The organism is Streptomyces canus (assembly GCF_030816965.1).
Classification (GTDB): Bacteria; Actinomycetota; Actinomycetes; order Streptomycetales; family Streptomycetaceae; genus Streptomyces; species Streptomyces canus_E.
This window is the reverse complement of record NZ_JAUSYQ010000002.1, coordinates 9,064,306-9,080,248: the sequence shown is the minus strand read 5'-3', so window position 1 is coordinate 9,080,248 and position 15,943 is coordinate 9,064,306. Positions and strand designations below refer to the sequence as shown.

The following is a 15,943-nucleotide window of genomic DNA, read 5'->3' as shown; positions in this document are numbered from 1 at the left end:
GCCCGACCCCTCGCGACCCTGGACGTGACCGACACCGACGAGTGGCTCATGGCCGTCGCCGCGCACGAGATCCTCGCCGGCCCGCTGATGACGACGGACACGTATCGTGCAGCCGTGACCGAGACCGAGCCCCTGCGGCTGCCCGACATGCCGTTGCACGATCCGTTCGTCGTCGCCGATGCCGAGACGCGGACGTACTACCTCTACACCTCCAACGAACCGTCCGTGTCGGGTGTGGAGGGCGTCGGGACGATGGTCTACCGCAGTCGGGATCTGCGGGACTGGGCGCGGCCCGTCGTCGTGTTCCGGACGGACGAGCAGGAGGGGATCTGGGCACGGGACGGCGGGTGGGCGCCGGAGGTGCACGCGTGGGGTGGCAGGTACTACCTGTTCACCACGCTGCACGACGAGGGCCGGGTGCTGCCGGTGCCGCCGGCCGGGCGGTGGGGCACGCCCTTCCAGCTGCCGAACCATGCGCGCGGCACGATCACCGCCGTGTCCGACTCGCTGCTCGGGCCCTTCACCGCCGTCGACCCGTCCGGGCCCACTCCGCCCGCACGTCTCATGACCCTCGACGGCACGCTCCACGTCGATCCGGCCGGGCAGCCCTGGATGGTGTACGCGCACGAGTGGCTGCAAACCGTCGACGGGACGATCGAAGCCGTCCGGTTGGCTCCCGATCTGACCGGAACGGTCGGCGAACCCGTCTTTCTGTTCAAGGGCTCGGACGCGTTCTGGCTCGGTGAGCAGATCCCCGCGGGCGTACCGCACCAGCTCGCGCCCTACGTCACCGACGGCCCGCAGCTCCACCGCACCCCTGACGGTGCCCTCCTCATGCTGTGGTCGACGTACGAGAAGAACACGGCCGGGCCGGACGGCACCGTCAGCGGCGGTTACGTGCAGACCTACGCCGTCTCCAAGTCCGGTGAGCTGACCGGCCCCTGGGAGCAGCGCCGGCCGCTGGTCCGGGACGACAGCGGGCACGGGATGCTGTTCCGGACCTTCGACGGCCGGCTGATGATGATCCTTCACCGTCCCTTCGAGAACGCGCGCGGGAAGCTGTACGAGATGCGGGTCGAGGGTGACGAGCTGCGGGTGCTGCGGCAGTGCACCGACCTGGACGGCGACGACATCAGCGCCTGAGGCCCGAGTTCTGCGCGGCGGTGATCACCCGGTCCCGTTCGGTGGTGCTCAACAGCCCTTTCACGGCCCAGGTATCGGCAAGAGCGCGTACCGCCTGCACGAACACTCCCGAGGACGCGAAAGGCGCCTGTGCCCAGAGCACGTCGAGGAAGGTCAGGCCGTCGCCGCGGGCGCGGTTCGGGACGCCCGAGTCGGTCCGGCCGAAGAGGATGAGCGGTTCGACGCGTTTGAAGTAGGCGTGGTAGCGGGTGTCGTCCGCGAGGTGGAAGGGGGCGAGGATGAGGCCGTGCGTGGTGAAGTGCAGCGGGCGGCCCTCGGGGCGGATCGCGTCGGCGAGGTCGCCGCGGAGTGTGAGGTCCTTGTATAAGGAGAACTCCCGGAAGGTCGTGGCCGGGCTCTGAGCGACCAGCAGGACCGGGCCGTGGAAGAGCGACTGGACCGTCGGATCGTCCGGGGCCCGCTCGACGCGCAGGCGGTAGGGGGTCGAGAGACCGACCCGGTCGCCGGTCCGCCAGTCCCGGTTCAGGGTGAGGTAGCTGCCCGGCACCGCCGCGACCCGCTGCCGTACGCCGTTGACCGTGACGGTGACGCCTGTCGTGGCCCAGGAGGGGATGCGGAGCTTCAGATCCAGTGTGCCGCCGCCCTCGCGGAAGGTCAGGGTGCGCACGCCCTCGTACGGATAGGCGCTCGTCTGCTCGACGACGAGCCCGCGTTCCGGCCAGCGCAGGGTCGAGGCGACGTGGAGGTTGACGTACAGGGCGGTGCCGTCGGCGGAGCGGAAGTAGATCGAGTCCTGGTACTTGGTGTGGTTCTCCATGCCGGTGCCGCCGCAGCAGGTTCCGGTGTTGTCGTACGCGCGCACCACCCCGGGGCCCATCCCGACGAAGTAGGTGGCCTCCGGGCTGCTCGTACTGGCAGCGTCCCGGCGGGAGGCGAGGATGTGGTTGGTCAGGCCTCGCTCGTAGTAGTCGGTGTACGCGGGGTCCGGGTCGTGGAAGAAGAGCCCGCGGCTCAGCTTGAGCATGTTGTACGTCGCGCAGGTCTCGGCGTTGTTGTCGCCCAGGGTGGCCGCGACGGCGCCCCGGGCCCGGAACATCTCGCCCTGTCCTGTGCCGCCCAGGCTGTAGGTGCGGGGGCCTGCGACCATGCCCCAGAAGTTACGGGCCGCGGCGGCGTACCGCTGCTCACCGGTGTGGTCGAACAGCCGGAGGTAGCCGGTGAACTGGGGGATGTGCTGGTTGGCGTGCCGCCCGTCGAGGATGTCCCGGTTCTCGGCACAGGCGTCCAGTAAGGCGGTGTTGTCGAAGCAGCGGGCGGCCGCGAGGTGTGCGGGGCGTCCGGTGAGGGCGTACAGGTCGGCCAGCACCTCGTTCATTCCGCCGTACTCACCGGCGATGTAGATCGACCACATGCGCTCCAACTGGGCCTTGGACAGCCGGCTCAGGCGGCTGTGCACCCAGTCGCCCATCGCTGAGGCCATCCGCAGCGCTTGCTGGCTGCCGCCCAGGGTGTGCGCGTCGAGCAGGCCTCGCATGATCTTGTGACAGGTGTAGTACGGCGCCCAGATCGTGGGGTACGTCGTGTAGCTCTCCAGCAGGATGAACTGCGTCTCCGGGTACGCCGCCAGATAGCCCGGATGACTCGGTTTCGGTGAGCCGTGCTCCGCGAAGGCCTGCCGGCACTCGTCCAGCGCGGTGACCAGGTAGTCCAGCTTGGCCTTGAGGGCGGTCTCCTGGGTACCGGCGTACGCCTGGGCGACGAGGGTCAGGAAGTGGCCGCCGTAGTGGCCGCGCAGGTTGCCGTCGGCGGTCTCCCAGCCGCCGGGCGGCCGGGCGCCCCGGCTGTCGAGGCCCGCGTTGGCGCGGAAGACGGCCAGGATGCGGTCGGCGGGGTAGGAGCGGGCGTAGTCGAGCATGAGGTCGCGCTTGCGGCGGAACACGCCCTCGCCGAGGGTCACTTGGCCGAGCGGGAAGGGCTGCACCGGCCAGTCGGGCGCCGCAGCGGCGTAGGACGGGGTGGCGATCTGCGCGAGGGGCACGGCGGCCGCTGTCGCAGCGGCCAGGCCCAACACGCGTCTGCGGGTGGGGGGCTGGGACATGCCGGTTCTCCGATCGTCGGTCTCGTCTGTGGGGGTCGTCGTCTGTGGGGGTCCTCGTCTGTGCCGGTCCTCGTCTCTGCCGGTCCTCGTCCGTGCCGGTCCTCGTCTGTGCCGGTCCTCGTCTGTGCCGGTCCTCGTCTCTGCTGGTCCTCGTCCGTGCCGGTCCTCGTCCGTGCCGGTCCTCGTCCGTGCCGGTCCTTGTCAGCGCCGGGTAGTCGGCAGCCACACACGCATCGTCGACGGGCCGCGGTTCGCCCAGGAGTGGTACGGCACCAGCACGATCCCCTGCCGCCGGGCGGCGGGCGCCTCGGCCCGGTCCGGTGGCCGGTACGGCCACACCTCGTCGTGCGGCTCGGCGAGTTCACCCGGCGCCACGACCGTGTCGTCCGGACCGTCCACCGGCTCGGCGGCGATGTCCACCCGCACGGCGTCGACCTCCCGTCCGTCCGGCAGGTCCACCGACTCGGCGCAGTACACCAGGGGGCCGCGCTGGACGGCGACCGTGCCGCGCACCGCGTCGATGCGGGGGTCCGGCCCGATCCAGCGCGGGGCGACGGGCAGTTCGAGCCGGATCTCGTCGCCCGGGCGGAAGACGCGGGTGACCGTCGCCGTGCCCGGGACGACGGTGCGACGGGTTCCGTCCGCGTCGACCAGCCGGGCCGTGGCCCCCTCCGTCCACGCCGGGACGCGCAGGGACAGGGTCCATGGACGGTCCGGGGACCGGGTGATCCGTACGGTCACGGTCCCGTCGGACGGGTAGTCGGTGCGGACGCGCAGGGCGACGTGGTCGACGGAGATCTCGGCGTCCGCGTACTGGTGGAGCTGGATGCCGTGGTCGTCGACGGAAGCCAGATACGCGGGCAGCAGGGCCAGGGTGCGGGCCACGTTGGTCGGGCAGCAGGACACCGCGAACCAGGGGGCACGCAGGCTCGATTCGGCACGTGGGCTCACGGCGTCCGCCGCCGGGACGGTGCCGCGTCGGCGGCGGTGCAGGGTGTTGGCGTAGAAGAAGGAGCGGCCGTCCTCGGAGGGTGAGGTCGCCACGACGTTGAACAGGGTCCGTTCGGCGAGGTCGGCGAAGCGGGGTTCGCCGGTGGCGAGGAGGAGTCGCCAGCTGAGCATCACGGAGGCGACGGCGGCGCATGTCTCCGAGTAGGCGCGGTCGGGTGGGAGGACGAAGTCGTCGCCGAAGGACTCGTCGCGGTGGTGGGAGCCCATGCCGCCGGTCAGGTAGGTGCGTCGGGCGACCGTGGTCTCCCACTGCCGTACGACGGCCGCCAGGAGGTCCTCGTCCCCCGTCTCCACGGCGACGTCTACAGCGCCGGCCGCGAGGTAGAGGGCCCGGACGGCGTGGCCGCGCAGGACAGGGGCCTGCCGGACGGGCAGGTCGTCCTGGTAGTAGGCGCGGCCGAACTCGCCGTCGGCGAGACTGCCTCGGCCTCGGCGGTCGATGAACAGTGCCGCCTGGTCGAGGTAGCGCTGTTCGCCGGTCGCTCGGGCCAGTTCGACCAGGGCGGTCTCGATCTCGGGATGTCCGCACACGCCGTCGATGCCGCCGGGGCCGAAGGTGGCGCACACGTGATCGGCGGCCCGCTGGGCGATCTTCGCCAGCTCGCCCTCGCCACGGGTGCGGATCTCCGCCACGCCCGCCTGGATCAAGTGCCCGTAGCAGTACAGCTCGTGGCCCCATTCGAGGTCGCTGTAGCGGGGCTGCTGGCCGGGGCGGCCGAAGGCGGTGTTGAGGTAGCCGTCGGGTTCCTGGGCGGTGGCGATCGTCTCGGTGATCGTGTCGGAGCCGGTGCCTGCCCAGGCCATCGCTTCGAGCAGCTTGTAGACGTCGGAGTCGGCGAACTCCCGTCCCCGCCGCTGCTCCACGGGTGCGCCGAAGTTGGCGGTCCAGCCGACGCGTTCCATCCAGTCGCGGCAGTGGTCGAGGGTGGCGGTGGCGTTGGCCTCCCTGCGCCGGGCCCAGAAGCCGCCGGTGATCCGTACCTCGTCGAGGCCGAGCGGCCGGAGGCGACCGCGACTCGGTGCGACCGGTACGACACGGTCCGTGTTCGTCTTCGACGTCGACTTCAACGCGTCATCCCTTCAGGGCACCCGACATGAACCCGCGCACGTAGTGCCGTTGCAGAAGCAGGAAAGCGAGGAGACAGGGCACGGCGAGCACCACCACGCCCGCCTCGGTGGCGCCGTAGTCGACGGCCCCCATGCTCTGTTGGCGCAGATTCGCGACGGCCAGCGGCAGGGGCGCCTTCTCGCTGTCGGAGATGAGGATCAGCGGGGCGATGAAGTCGTTCCAGGCCGCGAGAAAGGCGAAGAGGCCCACCGTGATCAGTCCCGGCCGCACCGCCGGGAGCAGCACCCGGCGCAGGGCGCCCGCCGTGCCGCAGCCGTCGACCAGGGCCGACTCCTCCAGTTCGCGGGGGACCGCCTCGAAGGAGATCCGCGATCATGAAGGTGGCGAACGGGAGTTGGAACATGGCCAGCACCAGGCTCAGCCCGATCAGGGAGTTCTGGAGGTGCAGCCGGCCGAGGAGGACGTAGAGGGGGATCAGGAGGGTGGCGTACGGGACCATGAGGATGGCCAGGGTCAGCAGGAACAGCAGGTTCTTGCCGGGGAAGCTGAACCGTGCGAAGGCGTAGCCGCCGAGGAGCGACACACCGACGGTGAGCGCGACCGTGAGGGCCGAGACGACGGTCGAGTTGAGGAGGTAGCGCCACAGTCCGGCGTCGTAGTCGAGGAGGGTGCGGTAGTTGCCGAAGCCGTAACCGGACTCCTGGGCGGTGCCGGGCTGGGCGCTGACGGAGGCCCAGGTGTTCCAGAGCAGCGGGAAGAGGAAGATGACGGCAAGGCCGGAGGCGACGACGTAGTACGGAGTCTGTCCGAGAGCCCGGGTGCGCACGGCGCGGTCTCCCTTCATGATTCGTCGGCGTGCCGCAGACCGCGGAACTGCGAGGCGTTGAGGAGGAGCAGAGCGGCCAGCACGATGATCGAAAGGGCCGCCGCGGTACCGAGGTCGAGCCGCTGGAACGCCTCCCGGTAGATCAACTGCACCACTGTCACCGTGCTGTTGTCCGGGCCGCCCTTGGTCAGGACGAAGAACTGGTCGAAGGCGAGCAGCGATCCGGTCACGCACAGCAGCAGGGACAGGGCGAGAGAGGGCCGCAGCAGTGGCAGGGTGATGGAGCGGAAGATCTGGCCGCGGCCGGCGCCGTCCATGCGCGCCGCCTCGTACAGCTCGTGCGGGATGCGCTGGAGGCCGACGAGCAGGATCAGCATGTAGAAGCCGGCGAACTTCCAGACGACGAGGAACACCGTCGACAATAGGGCGGAGGTCGGTGTGCCGAGAAAGGACACCGGGCCGTCGACCAGGCCGAGCTTCTCCAGGGGGCGGCTGAGGGGGCCGGTGGTCGGGCTGTACATCCCCCAGAACAGCAGGGAGGCGGAGGCGAGCCCGAGGGCGCCCGGCAGGAAGTAGACCGTGCGGAAGAAGCCGGTGCCGGAGCGGGACTCCTGCACCAGCAGCGCGAGGAGGAGCGCGAGACCGAGGAGGACGACGGTGACGATCCCCGTGTAGAGGAGTGTGAAGCGGACCGCTGGCCAGAACAGGGTGCTGTCGGTGACGTCCGTGTAGTTCTCGGGAGTGTTGCCGCCCCGGTCGCCGGCGAGCAACGGCCAGTCGTGGAGCGACATCTGGCCGACGAGGAGGAGGGGCAGGACGAAGAGGACGGCGACGAACACGGCTGTCGGGGTGGCGTATCCGAGGCCTTGGAGGGTGCGGGAGTGCCGGAGGATCCTGCGGCGCCGGTGTGGGGCGGCCGTCCGGACCGGGTGCTCGGCGGTTGCCGCCCGGTCCGGTGCCTTCACCTGCATGTCTCTCCTCAGCCGTAGCCCCTGCGGCATGCTCAGTCGGTCAGTGAGGCGGTGACGGCCTCGTTGTCCTTCTCGACCTTCGCCGCGTCACCGAAGACGGCGTCGCGCATCAGCGTCAGCCAGGGGCCGTTGGGGTCGTTGAAGGTCTGGCCGAACTTCAGGGCGTACGGGGTACGGCCGTCCGCCACCAGCTGGTTGATGGTGACCAGGCGCGGGTCGGCCTTGGAGTACTTGTTGGACGCGAGGTCGGTGCGGGCCACCACGTCCTTGTGCGCGGCGACCACGTCGACCTGTGCCTCGTCGCCCACGGACCAGGCGAGGAAGTTCCAGGCCTGGTCGGTCTTGTCGCTGGTGGCGGAGATGCCGATGGCGTCCCCGCCGACGAAGGTGGACTGGCCGCCGTCGGGCCCGGGGATGGGGGCGACACCGAGGTCGAGGTCCTTGGGCATCAGGCCCAGGGTCGTCGACGGCATGGGCATCACGCCGACCTTGCCCTTCGGGAAGACACCGGTCCAGGTCACACCGGTCTCGTCGCGGGCGCCGGGGGCCACGATGTCGTCCTGGACCCAGCCGCGGTAGGTGTCGTAGACCTTCTCGGCGGTGTCGGAGGCCAGGAGGGCCTCGGTGCCCTCCTCGTTCATCACGTCCTCGCCGGCGGCCCAGATCGACGGCCACCACGTGAAGACACCGCAGCCGCCGCAGTTGCCGCCGAAGAAGGTGCCGCTGACGCCACCGCCCAACTTGTCGACGGCCCGCGCCTGTTGGTCCCATTCGGCCAGCGTGGTGGGCGGCTTGTCCGGGTCGAGCTTCGCCCGGCGGTAGAGGTCCTTGTTGTAGAAGAGCACCGAGAGGTCGAGGGTGTGCGGGACGACGTACTTCTTGCCGTCGTACGTGCCGGCCTTGATGTGCGACTGGGCGAGGTCGTCCGCGAAGGGCAGGGCGTCGATGTGGTCGGTGAGGTCGGCGAAGAGCCCGCTGGAGGTGTAGTTCGGGACGAACACCACGTCGGAGGCGAACAGGTCGGGGAGGTCCTTGGAACCGGCGGCCGCGCCGACCTTGGCCTGGTAGTCGTCGGTGGGGACGACGGTCAGTTCGACCTTGTTCTTGTGATGGGCGTTGTACGCCTTGACCAGGGCCTCGCTCTGCGGGCGGGTCGCCGCGCGGGTCCACATGGTCAGCGTGGCGCCGTCGTCGACCCCCTTCGCGTCCGCTGTACCCCCTCCCCCGCCGCCCGAGTCGTCGTCCCCCGATCCGCAGGCCGTGGCCAGGCCGACCGTGGCGACCAGGGCGACTGCGGCGGTGACGAGTCGGCGGACGGGTCCACGCGATCCGAACGGGCTCCCCATGACGATCCCCCTACGTGACGAGCACCCGGAAGAAACGAGCCGAAAAGGCTTTCGTCAAGCTAGAACCGAGCTCACTGCCCGTCAATCCCCCGCGCAGAACAACGAGTTCAGGTGGGCGAGCGAAAATTCTCGCGTACGGTTGAGAGTGCGCGACGCGAGACAGGAGACCCCGCATGACACCCGCCCCCGGCCCCGCTCGTTCGCACACCGCCACCCTCACCGACGTCGCCAGGCTCGCCGGCGTCTCGGTGGCCACGGCGTCCAAGGCCCTCAACGGCCGCAGCCAGGTGCGCGCCGAGACCCGGCAGCGGGTGATCGAGGCGGCCGAGCGGCTGTCGTTCCGGCCCAACCAGCTGGCCCGGGGACTGCTCGCCGGGCGGACCGGCACCGTCGGACTGCTCACCAGCGACCTGGAGGGCAGGTTCAGCATCCCGATCCTCATGGGCGCCGAGGACGCGTTCGGCGCGGGCGAGGTCGCGGTATTCCTGTGCGACGCGCGCGGTGACGCGATCCGTGAGCAGCACCATGTGCGCGCGCTGCTCGGGCGCCGGGTCGACGGGCTGATCGTGGTGGGCAGCCGGACCGATCCACGCCCCTCCCTGGGCCGTGACCTGCCCGTTCCCGTCGTGTACGCGTACGCCCCCTCCGACGACCCGGCGGATCTGTCGATCGTGCCCGACAACGTGGATGCGGGCCGGATCGCGGTGGAGCACCTGCTGGCCTGCGGGCGCACCCGGATCGCGCACATCACCGGCGACCCGGGCTATCTCGCCGCGCGGGACCGGGCGGACGGTGCCCGGGAGGCGCTCGCGGGCGCGGGGCTCGACTTCGTCGGGGAACCGCGCTTCGCGGAGTGGTCGGAGGGGTGGGGGCGGGCGGCCACCGCGATGCTGCTGGAGCGGCACGCCGACGTGGACGCGGTGCTGTGCGGCAGCGACCAGATCGCTCGCGGGGTCATCGAGATCCTGCGGGAGCGCGGCCACCGGGTGCCGGAGGACGTGGCGGTCATGGGCTTCGACAACTGGCAGGTTCTGACCTCGGCCTCCCGGCCGCCGCTGACGAGCGTCGACATGAATCTGGAGCAGGTCGGACGGGCGGCCGCGCAGGCACTGTTCGGGGCGATCGACGGCATTCCCCGCTCGGGGGTGGAGACGCTGCCGTGCCGGGTCGTGATCCGGGGGTCCACGGCTCACCTGTCCTGAACCATGCGGTTGCCGAACTCGGTCATCAGCGACCTCTCTTGACACTCCATCAGCTCGCTCCTACGTTGCGAAAACCTTTTAGGTCGTTTCAGCAAAGGGGAGCATCCGATGCGAAGACGAACTCCGCCGCGAAGGCGAACCGGGACCGTCCCCCAGCGCCTCCTCGTGATCCTGGCGCTCCTCCTGTGTTCCCTCTCCCTCACGGCACCCGCCCATGCCGCGCAGACCATCGGGTTCCCCACCTTCACCGGGCCCGCGATCCCGGCCCCGCCCGTCGCCCAGACCACCGGCGACATGATGCGGGCCATCTACGACGCGGAGAGCTCGGGCACCGACTTCTGGATGGACCGGCTGCTGGCCCGCACCGGCGACGACCCGGCGGGACCCTGGCTGATGAGCCGCGGACGGGCCCTCTTCATGAAGGAGCACGACCCCGCCCGGCTCGGGTTCGCCGGCAAGGTCGCCTACTGGGAGAGCATCAACGACAACAGCGCCTACACGGTCGCGATCACTCCGGGCACCTTCACCGAACAGGTCTCCCAGCGCCGTCAGACACCCAGCCACTGGAAGAGCGTCCACACCAGCGGCTCGGTCTCGGTCGAGCAGACCAAGTTCATCACCGACAACAACGTCGCCGTGACGAACCTGTCGATCAAGAACAACGGCAGCAGCTCGACCACCCTGCAGTTGCGGGCGACTTCGCCGTACGCCACCACGGGCACCGGCAGCGAACTGACCGGCCAGGTCAACGCCTACAACAACCTCACCACCGTCCGGCCCCGGCTCACCGGCGACGGTTTCAGCGCGTCCGGCGGCGGCCTCAACCGGTCGGTGACGATCGCGGCCGGGGCCACGGTGACCGCCAAGGTGGTCATGGGCTTCGTCACCGACGAGATTCCCGAGTCGCTCAGCGAGTACCAGGCCTACGCGGGCTACTCCCCCGCGACCGCCTTCGCGACCCACGTCCGGGCCTACAACCTGTGGTGGGCGCAGAACGTGCCCTACATCGACGTACCCGAGCCGGCGATCAAGAAGAACATCTACTACCGCTGGTGGCTGATGCGCTTCAACAACCTCGACGCCGACATCCCCGGGCAGACGTTCCAGTTCCCGACCTCCACCGAGGGTGTCCTCGGCTACAACAACGCGATCGCGCTGACCCAGCCGATGCACATCGACGACCTCAAGTACCTGCGCAACCCGGCCTATGCGTACGGGGACTGGCTGAGCGTCGGCCAGGTGTCCAAGGGCGGGCGCTTCCTCGACAACCCGGGCGATCCGGCGAACTGGTCGAACAGCTACACCCAGTACATAGCGGAGGCGGCCTGGAAGAGCTACCAGATCCACGGCGGCCAGCCGGCGATCGCAGGTCAGCTCGCCCATTACGCCGAGGACGACGTGAAGGGACAGCTCGCCTACTACGACCACGACAACAACAAGCTGATCGAGTACGACTGGGGCGCCCTGACCGGCAACGACGCCGACGCGGTCTCCTTCCACTGGAAGCCCGGAAACATGGACCGCGCCGAGTCCGCCTACCAGTACAGCGGGGCTCTCGCCGCCGCGCAGGCCTACCAGGCGACCGGCAACACGGCCAAGGCGACGGAGATGCGCACGCTGGCGAACCAGATCAAGGACGCCATCGTCAACGTGCTCTGGAACCCCGACCGGCAGCTGTTCGAGCACCGGTTGAAGTCGACCAACGAGTGGGTGCCCTGGAAGGAGATCAACAACTACTACCCGTTCTCGGTCGGGGCGGTCCCCGACACCGCCACCTACAAGCAGGCGTTGCGCCTCTACGACGACCCCGCCCAGTACCCGGTCTTTCCCTTCTACACGGCCAACCAGGTCGACAAGAAGGCGGCCGCCGACGCGGGCGAGCCCGGCTCCAACAACTTCTCGACGATCAACTCCACCGTCCAGTTCCGGCTCTACTCCTCGGTGCTGCGCAACTATCCCAACTCCTGGACGAAGGCGACGGACTACAAGAAGCTCCTCTACTGGAACGCCTGGGCCCAGTACGTCGGCGGCGACACCCGGTGGCCCGACGCCAACGAGTTCTGGGCGGACTGGAACGGCAGCGCGATCACCTACCGTTCCTGGATCCACCACAACATCCTCGGCAGCAGCAACTGGACCGTGATCGAGGACGTGGCGGGGCTGCGGCCGCGCAACGACGCCAAGGTGGAGCTCTCCCCCATCGACATCGGCTGGGACCACTTCACGGTCAACAACCTCCGTTACCGGGGCGCCGACCTGTCGATCGTCTGGGACGACCCGGCCGACGGTGTGGTGCGCTACCCGGGCATCCCGGAGGGCTACTCGATCTACGTCAACGGCAACCGGGTCGCCACGGTCGGCTCGCTGGTGCCCTTCACCTGGGATCCGGCCACCGGCGACGTCACCACGAGCGGCACGGTCACCCACCACACGGCCGTCGCCGGGCTCAAGGCGCCGAACCAGGTCGTGCAGGACAGCCCGCGCATGGTCGACATGCTCGCCAAGGCCGGCGTCGACCTCACCGCCGACCTGACCGACCTCGCCGCCGAGGCGACCGTGTCCGCCTCCTCCACCGGCTCCGGCAGCACGGTGGGCGGAGCGGTCGACGGCTACCCCACCAACGAACCGTTCTGGGGCGCCGGCGGATCGGCCGCCCAGGACTGGTACGAGCTCAATTTCGGCACGGCCCGCACGCTCAACGAGGTGCGCCTGTACTTCAAGGACAGCCGCCCGGCGAGTACGGCCTACCGAGCACCGTCGGCGTACACCGTCCAGTACTACAACGGCATTTCATGGGTGGACGCCCCGAGCCAGACGAAGAGTCCGGCGGCACCGCGCGCCAACTACAACCTGGTGAGGTTCCCGGCGATCAACGCCCAGCGGGTCCGCATCCTGGCCACCAACGCGTCCGGTGCCAGGACGGGCCTGACCGAGGTCAAGGTGTTCAACCGGGGCGGGGCCCAGCCACCTGCCAACCAGGCACCCTCGGCGACGGCTTCGGCCTCGTACACCTCCTCCTGGGAGAGTGTCGCCGCGGTCAACGACGGCATCGATCCGCCCTCGTCCAATGACACCGTCAACCCGCGCTGGGGCACCTGGCCGGAGACGGGCCAGCAGTGGGCCGAGCTGACCTGGCCGACAGCGAAGACCCTGAAGAGGGCTGAGGTGTACTTCTTCGACGACGACCAGGGCATCGACATGCCCGCCGCCTGGAAGCTCCAGTACTGGAACGGCAGCGCCTACGTCGACGTGCCCGGGGCGAGCGGCTATCCGCTGGCCAAGAACCAGTACAACAGCGTCACCTTCACCCCCACCGACACCACCCGGCTACGCGTGCTGCTCACGAGCAACGGCACGAACTCCGTCGGCCTCCTCGAAGCGAAGGTGTACGGCCCGTGACCAGATCCAGAATCCTCCTGGCCCTGCTCGTTCTGGCAACGGCCCTGCTCGTCGCACCGCCCGCGTCCGCCGCCACCACCTTCACCTCGACAGGGGTGAACCAGAGCGGCGGCAACTGCCTGGATCTACCCGGGGGTTCGACGACGGCGGGTGCTCAACTCCGGGCGTTCACCTGCTCGTCGGGCGCCGACCAGAACCTCGTCTACACACCCGTCTCCGGTACGAGCGACACGTACACGATCACCACCCGCTCCGGGCAGTGCGTCGACGTCAACGGCGCCTCCACGTCGGACAATGCGGCGATCATCCAGTGGCCCTGCCACGGCGGGACGAACCAGCAGTGGCGGCTCGTCCCGGTGACGGTCGCGGGTACCGACAAGACCTTCAACCTGGTGTCCGTCGACTCCGGCAAGTGCGTCGCGCCGAGCGGTGGTTCGTCGGCCTCGAACACCAACCTGGTCCAACTGCCGTGCGCCACAAGCGGCGGCCGGGTGTGGCGACTGCCCGCCTTCACCGGCGGCGGCACCGCCCCGGGCACCTTCACCAACCCGCTCTCCCAGCACGGGCCCGACCCCTGGCTGACGTACTACGACGGTTCCTACTACCTCGCCACCACGACCTGGAACTCCACGGTCACCATGCGCAGGGCGAGCACCCTCGCCGGGCTCGCCACCGCCTCCGACCAGGTGATCTTCAACCTGACCCGGCCCAACGGGGCGGGCACGATGTGGGCTCCGGAGTTCCACCTGCTCGACGGACCCAACGGGAAGCGGTGGTACTTCTACTACACGGCCGGGCGCGAGCCGTACGACCTCGGCACCCAGCGCATCCATGTGCTGGAGAGCGCCGGGCTGGACCCCATGGGCCCCTACAGCTTCAAGGCCGACCTGCTCGACCCCACCCAGGACAACACCTGGGAACTGGACCCGAGCATCCTCCAACTCGACGGGAAGCTCTATCTGTTGGGCACCTTCTACAACGGTTCGCAGCCGATGTTCATCCGGCCGCTGTCCAACCCCTGGACCGCGAGCGGCACCCGGCGTGTGCTGTCCACGCCCACCTACAGCTGGGAGACGGTGGGCGGCGCGGTCAACGAGGGGGCCGAGGTGCTCCAGCGGGGCGGCAGGACGTTCATCGTCTACTCGGCCAGCCACTGCTCCACGCCCGACTACAAGCTGGGGATGCTCACCTACAACGGCGGTGATCCGCTCAGCTCCTCCTCGTGGGTCAAGTCGCCGGACCCGGTCTTCCAGCGGTCCAACGCTAACGGTGTGTACGGCCCCGGCCACAACGGCTTCTTCACGTCGCCCGACGGCACCGAGGACTGGATCGTCTACCACGCCAACAACTCCGCGAGCGGCGGCTGCGACATGAACCGCACCACCCGGGCGCAGAAGTTCACCTGGAACGCCGACGGCACTCCGAACTTCGGCACCCCGGTGGCGCTCGGGGTCACACTGACCGCGCCCTCAGGGGAGTAGTCCGGTGAGGAAAAGTGCGAGGGTGCGGGTGAACGTGTTGTGCTGCGGGGCGGCGAACAACGGGTCGAGATGGTTCATCCCGTTGTCCGTCTCGTACGTCGCGTACGGGATGCGCGAGTCGGCCACGACCTCACGGGCCGCCGAGACGATCGTTCCCCTGGCGTAGCTCGTCTGGAAGGCGTACAGCGGGACGTCCAGGCCTCCGGCGTGCTTCAGCCGCAGGCCCAGAGAGCGGGCCGTGTCGGTGTCGGCGTAGGGGTCGGTGACATCGAGGTCGACCGACAGCCGGGCCGGCCAGTACCACTCCCATACGGCCGGTTCGGGGCCGCCCGCGTACGCGGTGGCGACCCGGCCGATGGGGGTGATGCCGTCGTCGACCCAGCCGCGCGGTTCACCGCTGTCGGCCAGATGTCCCGAGTGCACGCTGATGTCGTTCGGCCAGCCGGCGCCGGCGTCCACCAGGGTGCCCAGCAGGCCCGCGTTGGTGACCGGGACCGGCGGCCGCAGGGCGTCGGGCATACGGGGCTGCAGGACCGAGGGGCCGTCCGGGTCGCGATGGGCGTACCAGCCCGCGAGCTGGTACCAGATCTGGGTGCTCTCCGCCCGGTCACCCAGTCCCACGGCGCTCAGGGTCATGTCGAAGACCGCGCCGTCCTCGATGGCCGCCAGCCGCTCCTTCACCTGCTCCGGCGAGTCGGCGACCGGCTCTCCCGTCCCGTCGAACGCACCACGCACTCCGCCGTCGACCAGCACCAGGGCAGCCACGTCCCGGTACCCGGGGCAGCCGTCGAAGTCCCAGGCGGCGTAGGCCATGGCGGTGGTCGCTCCCCATGAGTGGCCTCCGAGCACCACCCGCCGACCGCCCCGGGCGGCGGCCCGTACGACCGCGCGCAGATCCTCCAGCGTGCGGGACAGGCCCCACCCGGCGGCGAAGGCGGAGGCCGCGGGGTCCTGCGCACGGTAGTGACCGTCCAGGTAGTACGCGGCCGGGTCGGCGGTGCGGAAGCCCGAACGATCGGCGAGGTTCTCCTCCCGCCGGTCGAACGCCCACACCTGCACTCCCGGCACGGCCGCGACCAGGTCCCGGGCCGCCCACCGGAAGTCGTTCGCCGCCCCGAACATCCCCGGAACCATCACCAGCACCGTACGGGCCGTGTCGGGGCCGACCTTCAGCACATGGACGCGGTCCGTCCCCACCGGGCCGCCCCCGTCGCCCACGGTCAGCGGGACATACGGCTCCCGGACCGGTCCGGCGGCCGCGGCCGACCCGGCTCCCGCCGCCAACAGGGCGGCGCCACCGGCCATACCGCCCAGCACCGCCCTACGAGACAGACTTCCCGTCACTTCCGTCGTCCTCTCAACTGACCGCCCACAGACGCCGGATGACAACGTACGCC

At 69.8% G+C, this 15,943-nt stretch carries 10 protein-coding genes; 4 read left to right on the top strand and 6 right to left on the bottom strand.

Annotated features, from left to right (window positions below):
• The first annotated feature begins 87 nt into the window (after positions 1-87).
• Positions 88-1,143 (top strand): glycoside hydrolase family 43 protein, encoded by a 1,056-nt coding sequence (locus QF027_RS42340; protein ID WP_307082687.1) that lies wholly within the window; start codon positions 88-90, stop codon positions 1,141-1,143.
• Here QF027_RS42340 and QF027_RS42335 read toward each other — a convergent pair.
• The 5 genes from QF027_RS42335 to QF027_RS42315 all read right to left on the bottom strand — a co-directional run bounded on the left by QF027_RS42335 (position 1,133) and on the right by QF027_RS42315 (position 8,464).
• Positions 1,133-3,241 (bottom strand): beta-L-arabinofuranosidase domain-containing protein, encoded by a 2,109-nt coding sequence (locus QF027_RS42335; protein ID WP_307080721.1) that lies wholly within the window; start codon positions 3,239-3,241, stop codon positions 1,133-1,135. The genes QF027_RS42340 and QF027_RS42335 overlap by 11 nt on opposite strands.
• A gap of 201 nt (positions 3,242-3,442) precedes the next feature.
• The gene (locus QF027_RS42330; RefSeq protein WP_307080719.1) at positions 3,443-5,320 is read right to left on the bottom strand and encodes a glycoside hydrolase family 127 protein; all 1,878 of its coding nucleotides are present in this window, start codon (positions 5,318-5,320) and stop codon (positions 3,443-3,445) included.
• 4 nt (positions 5,321-5,324) lie between these two features.
• Positions 5,325-5,645, bottom strand: coding sequence for a carbohydrate ABC transporter permease (locus QF027_RS42325; RefSeq protein WP_307082685.1), 321 nt, complete (start codon positions 5,643-5,645; stop codon positions 5,325-5,327).
• 516 nt (positions 5,646-6,161) lie between these two features.
• Entirely contained in the window at positions 6,162-7,118 is a 957-nt protein-coding gene (locus QF027_RS42320) for a carbohydrate ABC transporter permease (RefSeq protein ID WP_307080718.1), read from the bottom strand.
• 32 nt (positions 7,119-7,150) lie between these two features.
• Entirely contained in the window at positions 7,151-8,464 is a 1,314-nt protein-coding gene (locus tag QF027_RS42315; RefSeq protein ID WP_307080716.1) for an ABC transporter substrate-binding protein, read from the bottom strand.
• Positions 8,465-8,637: 173 nt separating this feature from the next.
• Between QF027_RS42315 and QF027_RS42310 the strand changes: the two genes are divergently transcribed.
• The 3 genes from QF027_RS42310 (at position 8,638) to QF027_RS42300 (ending at position 14,546) form a co-directional block, all read left to right on the top strand.
• Complete coding sequence (locus QF027_RS42310) at positions 8,638-9,666, top strand: LacI family DNA-binding transcriptional regulator (protein ID WP_307080713.1); 1,029 nt, start codon at positions 8,638-8,640, stop codon at positions 9,664-9,666.
• A 108-nt stretch (positions 9,667-9,774) separates the two neighbouring features.
• On the top strand, positions 9,775-13,065 hold the full coding sequence (locus QF027_RS42305) for a discoidin domain-containing protein (RefSeq protein ID WP_307080711.1): 3,291 nt from the start codon (positions 9,775-9,777) through the stop codon (positions 13,063-13,065).
• The gene (locus QF027_RS42300) at positions 13,062-14,546 is read left to right on the top strand and encodes a family 43 glycosylhydrolase (protein ID WP_307080709.1); all 1,485 of its coding nucleotides are present in this window, start codon (positions 13,062-13,064) and stop codon (positions 14,544-14,546) included. Before QF027_RS42305 ends, QF027_RS42300 begins: the two co-directional genes overlap by 4 nt.
• On the opposite strand, the gene QF027_RS42295 is transcribed toward QF027_RS42300, so the two are convergent.
• A complete protein-coding gene (locus QF027_RS42295; protein ID WP_307080708.1) occupies positions 14,535-15,890 on the bottom strand; it encodes an alpha/beta hydrolase in 1,356 nt (451 codons plus the stop codon). The two genes, QF027_RS42300 and QF027_RS42295, sit on opposite strands and share 12 nt — an antisense overlap.
• Positions 15,891-15,943: the final 53 nt, after the last annotated feature.